This window comes from Streptomyces sp. NTH33 (assembly GCF_003236365.1).
In the GTDB taxonomy this organism is placed as follows: Bacteria; Actinomycetota; Actinomycetes; order Streptomycetales; family Streptomycetaceae; genus Streptomyces.
On sequence record NZ_POTZ01000482.1, the window covers coordinates 1 to 5,150 of the forward strand.

A 5,150-nucleotide genomic window follows, 5' to 3' on the forward strand; every position below is an offset into this window, starting at 1 on the left:
GCAGTGGCGTAGACACCCTCTGTGCTACCGAGAGGCCCTGCCTTCATGCCCCCGCGCGGCCACAATCACCTGAACAGCACGCCCGTACGGACCCCCCAGCCCCACACTCGGTTTCGAGAAGCCCTCTGAGCGTTGGTCAGGTGCGTTGCTTGTTGGTATGTGGTTGGTGTGACACGGGGCGGGGTGGCTGGTTCGCGCGACGTGCAGGGGCCTCGACGGTGTCCTTCCTGGAGCCTTCCCTCTGGGAGCGACTGGTCGTGGGTGCTGCAGCTCGCCCGCGAAAACGCCACCTGGGGATATCGCCGCATCCACGGCGAACTCCTTGTTCTGGGCGTCACGGTGGCTGCTTCCACCGTCTGGGAGATTCTCCACTCGAACGCGCTACCAGCACCTGGGCTCACTTCCTGCGCTCCCAGGCCGACTGAAGTTCCCCCCGGGTCCTGGACAGCGGGTGTTTACGCTGCGGGGGTGAGGTCCTGCCGGAGCAAGGTTCTCGTTTCGAGCGGGGTGACGTACCCGTACTCGGGATGCCTGCGGAGTCGGCTGCGGTTGTACTCGACCTCGATGTAGCGGAAGACGTCGGCCCGGGCGGACTCGCGGGTCTCCCAGACGGTGGTTCCGATCTCCGCTTTGAGGACGGCGAACCAGCTTTCCGCAGCAGCGTTATCGTAACAAGAGCCGACACGTCCCATCGACTGTCTCATGCGCAACTTGCGTATTTCGGTGCGGAATTCGTCACTCGTGTATTCGCTGCCGCGGTCGGTGTGCATGATGCAGCCGTCCTCCAGCCACCGCGTCCGGCCGCCATCCGCAGGGCGGCGACCGGCAGCGCGGCGCGGTGGTGGTCGGCCATCGCCCAGCCGATCACCTCCCGCGTCGCAAGATCGATACAGGTCGCCAGATACAACTTCCCCTCAAGTGTGATGAGTTCGGTCATGTCACCAACCAGCCGCATCCCGGGGCGGGGTGCGGTGAAGTCCCGGCCGATCAGATCGGCGGCGAACACCGCTCGCTTCGCCTGCCGGGTCAGGCCCCGACGCCGACGGCGGGTGATCCCGACGATCCGGTGCTTGCGCATCAGCCGCTCGACCTTCTTGCCGTTCACCGCCCGCCCGGCCCGCCGCAGGGCAGCGTGGATCCGCGGGGGGCCCCGTAGGCGCCACGCGATCCGGCGTGGAGCACTCGGATCTCGTCCACCAGGCGTTCCTCCTCGCGCCGTGCGGCCCGGCGCGCCGACGCGGCCGCCTGGTGCGCGTAGTAGGTAGAGCGCGGCACTCCCAACGCACGGCACAGCAGCGCCACGCTGTGACCTGCAAGATTGCCGTCCGATGCCTTCTCCGCGTCGATGAAGCGGCACCGCGCGGCGGTGTCTACCTCATCTTGTCCTGCGCGAAGAAGGCGGTCGCTTTTCCCAGGATGTCGACCGTCTTCTCCAGCTCGCGGACCCTGCGCCGCAGCTGGGCGAGTTCTTCCCGCTCGGCGCTGGTCAGAGCCCCGGCAGGTCCCTCGCCCCGGTCGACCTTGGCCTGCTTCACCCAGCCACGCAGACCCTCCGGGCTCACCCCCAGGTCCCGGGCAACCTCGGTGACCGTCTTGTCCGACGACAGCGCCAGCGCGACGGCATCCCGCTTGAACTCCGCCGTGTACCGCTTGCTCGTATTGCTCTTTTTGCTCACTACCTGTGACTGCTTCCTCCGGGACCTTCCGTCCCAGTATCAGGCTGTCCAGGTCAAAGGGGGAGCTTCAGACGCCCTGCTGACCTGTGACTTCCTGGAAACGGTCACCCTGGACACGGATGTATGTGTTCGCGGTGATCGAGCACGCCAGCCGCCGGATCCGGGTCCTCGGCGCCACCGTACGCCCCACCGCCGCGTGGGTGACGCAAGCCGTGAAGAACCTCGTCATGGACCTCGAAGACGCCGGCTGCCGCGCCAGGTTCCTGATCCGGGATCGGGACGGGAAGTCCCCGGCCCTGTTCGACACCGTCCTCAACGATGTGGGGATCGAGGTGGTGCTCAGTGGGGTACGGATGCCGCGTATGAACTCGATCATGGAACGGTGGGTGCAGACCTGCCGGCGCGAACTGCTGGATCGCACCCTGATCTGGAACCAGCGACACCTGCTCCACGCGCTACGCGAGTTCGAAGACTTCTACAACTCCCACCGGCCCCATCAGGGCATCGCCAACGCCCGCCCGCTGCACCCCTTGCCGACGCCGATCAGCCATCCGGAGCGGATCACCCACCTCGGCATACGACGACGCCAACGACTCGGCGGCATCCTTCACGTGGCCATGTCGATGACTTTGGGAGTCGTTTGTAAGTGACCACGGGAGGCGCCTGCTGATCGGGCCTGGTGACGTCGCCTTGTTTTGACGGCGGTTGGGGCCTTGCGGTGGGAGCCTGGGTGTGCTTCTCCCACCGGGAGGCCGGATGGGCAAGTCGCAGAGGACGGGAGCCGTGTTGTGAGTACGTTCGTGTTGATCCACGGTGCCGGCGATGTCGGCTGGTACTGGCATCTGGTCGAGGCGGAGCTTCGGGCGCGCGGGCACGGCGTGGTGGCTCCGGACCTTCCGGGCGACGATGACTCGCTGACGCTCGACGACTACGCCGACGCCGTGGTCGAGGCGGTCGGCGACCGCCACGGTCTCGTGGTCGTGGGTCAGTCGTTCGGCGCGTTCACCGCGCCCCTGGTCGCCGTGCGCCGCCCGGTCGAGGCACTGGTCCTGGTCGCCGGGATGGTCCCCGAGCCAGGCGAATCACCGGACCAGTGGTGGAGCAACACCGGCTACACCGAGGCCGTGCGGCGCCAGGCTGCCCGGGACGGCGGCCTCACCGGCAGCGACGACCCTTACGTCGCGTTCTACCACGACGTGCCCCGCGAACTCGCCGAGGAAGCAATGAGCAAGGAACGGGCGCACCCGTCGTCGGCTGCGTCAGCCCAGCCGTGGCCGCTCGACGCCTGGCCGACCGTGCCGACCAGGTTCGTGCTGTGCACCGAAGATCGCTTGTTTCCTCCCGACTTCCTGCGCCGGCTCGTGCTGGAACGTCTCGGGGGGATCCCGGACGAGATCGCCGCGAGCCACTGTGTTGCGCTCAGCCGCCCCATCGAGCTGGCCAACATTCTGGCCGCTGCGGCTGAGAACTGACGTCGTTTCCCGTCTGCCGCGTAGCCCTGCAACCCCGCAGAGTGACATCAAAACTCATTGATATCGCCCATGTGGGCGCCGCCCGAGTGACTCCCGAACTCGTCGACAAACGACTCCCGAAGAAACGGACATAGCCATTCACGAGTACCAATATGCCGCCTGAACAGGGCGGATGAGGTTTTCGGCAAGCGCAATTCCCCGTGGCCGCTGCTGTCCCGGTCTGCGCCTCGTGATGTCGGCGCCCCCACCCATGATTCATCAATCACCGAACACATATTCAGGAGGCCTGCTCGTGCCCGCGCTTCATGACTTCACCACCTGGCAACCCCTGCTGCGCCTCTTGCGCGTCGCTCACGCGGAAACGCTCACCGCGCCCGGCGGGCATGTGGCGGGGCAGATCAGTCCCGGGGCATGGAGTGTTCCGCTGCCGTACCGGCCGCCGCAGCCGGGGCGCGCCTCACAGGTCTCCGACAACCAGGAGCAGTTCGACGCCGTGGGCCGGATCGTCGAAGCGCTCAAGGAGGACGGGAGCGACGGTGTCTCCTTCGTCGTGGAGGCCTCTTCCGCTCCCGGCGGTGTCCGGCTGCATCTGATCGACCTGGGCTCCTCCGCGGAGCCGGGTGTCGCGACCGCGCACCCGGGCACGCTTCTCCTCGCGGACGGGGCACTGCCCGAGCCGGTGCGCCGCCTGCCCGAGCCGGTGCCGGGCGCGGTACCGGCTCCGTCCGCGGATGTGGAACTGCTGCAGCGCACTCTTCGCGAACGGCTCCCGGACGCGGTGGGCGCCTCCGAGGAGGAGATCGCAGCGGTCGAGGCGCGTCTGGGTGTGCCGCTGCCCGCCGAGTTGAGGGCCCTGTACCAGGTCGTCCGGGGCCGGTACGAGGACTGGGACGACTACCGGGAGCCGTACGACACCGTCGGCTGCGAACTCTTCCCCCTCGGCGAGGTGTACGTCGCCGACGCGGCTTCCCGGCATGTGCTGTGGCGGTTCGGCGCCATGGAGGCGGTCGAGACGGGGCCGGAGGACGCCGTGCAGGGGCTTGTCGGCTCGCCGGGCTGGATCGTCTTCGGTGACAATGGCGGCGGAGACCGTATCGCCATCGACCTCACACCGGGTCCGGACGGGCACGTCGGGCAGGTGATCATCATCAGTCACGAGGAGAACATCGGTGCCGGGCTGGTCGCCGACTCCCTCACCGACATGGTCGTTCACCGTCACTTCGACGGCCGGCCGGTCAGAAGAACCGAACGGCCGCCACTCGTCGCCTACGTCAATCACGCCTCCGTCCCCAGCGTCGAGGCTGCCGCCCACCCTGGCCTGGAGGTCCTCAGTCTCGGGGTCTGGGAGAAGGAGCCCCTCAGCCTCGCCCCCGTCTTCGGCCTGCCGCGCCTGCGGACCCTCTCTGCCTATCCCGGTACTCTCGCCGATCCCTGTGAGATCGCCCGGCTCACCCACCTTGAGTATCTGGAACTCCCACCCGCGGAGTGGCGTGTCCTCCTTGATGCGGGGGCTGTGCCCACCGGGCTTCTCGCCGCGGGCATCGAGGCCCACCGGCAGCGGGACAACCCGTTGCGGACCATCGCCCTAGCCAACGAGATCCTCGCCCTGTACGGTCGGCCGCCGATCGCCGGCATCACGGTGCTGGAGGGAGCGATCTCATAACAGGGGCCGTTGCATGATTGCGATCCGTCCGGAACGCCGGGCTGCCCCGGAGCCGGGGTGGACGTCCCGGTTCGGGCAGGGCGTGGACGCAGTGCAGGCACGGTCTCGGTGATCATGTGAGAAGTTGTTGTCCTTCCGGAGTTGAGGACTGCGTTTCAGTCTGGAAGCCCTCGCTGGCCGCGTCTGGTTGAAGAAGTCGGCTCCGGGGGGCCGGCGGTGTCGGGCTTGCCGGAGGTGATGTTCACGTGCTGATGAGGCCGGATGTGGTGAGGAGGTGTTGCTGGTCAGGGTGTAGGAGGGGCCAGACACGTTGCTGTCTGTGGATCCAGCGGCGGGTGG

6 protein-coding genes and 1 pseudogene are annotated in these 5,150 nt (G+C 67.6%); 4 read left to right on the forward strand and 3 right to left on the reverse strand.

Features of this window, described 5'->3' with window-relative positions:
• Positions 1-201: 201 nt before the first annotated feature.
• Positions 202-422, forward strand: a pseudogene (locus C1I97_RS41970) (hypothetical protein); the annotation flags it as partial.
• A gap of 33 nt (positions 423-455) precedes the next feature.
• Here the strand turns inward: C1I97_RS41970 and C1I97_RS31020 are convergent.
• Genes C1I97_RS31020 through C1I97_RS31030 form a run of 3 tightly spaced genes read right to left on the reverse strand, consistent with a single transcriptional unit; the run spans position 456 to position 1,676 of the window.
• On the reverse strand, positions 456-692 hold the full coding sequence (locus C1I97_RS31020) for an IS3 family transposase (protein ID WP_181446995.1): 237 nt from the start codon (positions 690-692) through the stop codon (positions 456-458).
• Positions 693-700: 8 nt separating this feature from the next.
• Entirely contained in the window at positions 701-1,357 is a 657-nt protein-coding gene (locus C1I97_RS31025; protein ID WP_111006400.1) for an IS3 family transposase, read from the reverse strand.
• A 13-nt stretch (positions 1,358-1,370) separates the two neighbouring features.
• Complete coding sequence (locus tag C1I97_RS31030; protein ID WP_111006401.1) at positions 1,371-1,676, reverse strand: transposase; 306 nt, start codon at positions 1,674-1,676, stop codon at positions 1,371-1,373.
• Between the two features lie 119 nt (positions 1,677-1,795).
• On the opposite strand from C1I97_RS31030, the gene C1I97_RS31035 reads away from it, so the two are divergent.
• The 3 genes from C1I97_RS31035 to C1I97_RS31045 all read left to right on the forward strand — a co-directional run bounded on the left by C1I97_RS31035 (position 1,796) and on the right by C1I97_RS31045 (position 4,811).
• Entirely contained in the window at positions 1,796-2,326 is a 531-nt protein-coding gene (locus C1I97_RS31035) for an integrase core domain-containing protein (RefSeq protein WP_111006402.1), read from the forward strand.
• A 150-nt stretch (positions 2,327-2,476) separates the two neighbouring features.
• Complete coding sequence (locus C1I97_RS31040) at positions 2,477-3,148, forward strand: alpha/beta fold hydrolase (protein WP_258382819.1); 672 nt, start codon at positions 2,477-2,479, stop codon at positions 3,146-3,148.
• Positions 3,149-3,440: 292 nt separating this feature from the next.
• A complete protein-coding gene (locus C1I97_RS31045; RefSeq protein WP_111006404.1) occupies positions 3,441-4,811 on the forward strand; it encodes an SMI1/KNR4 family protein in 1,371 nt (456 codons plus the stop codon).
• The last annotated feature ends 339 nt before the right edge of the window (positions 4,812-5,150 follow it).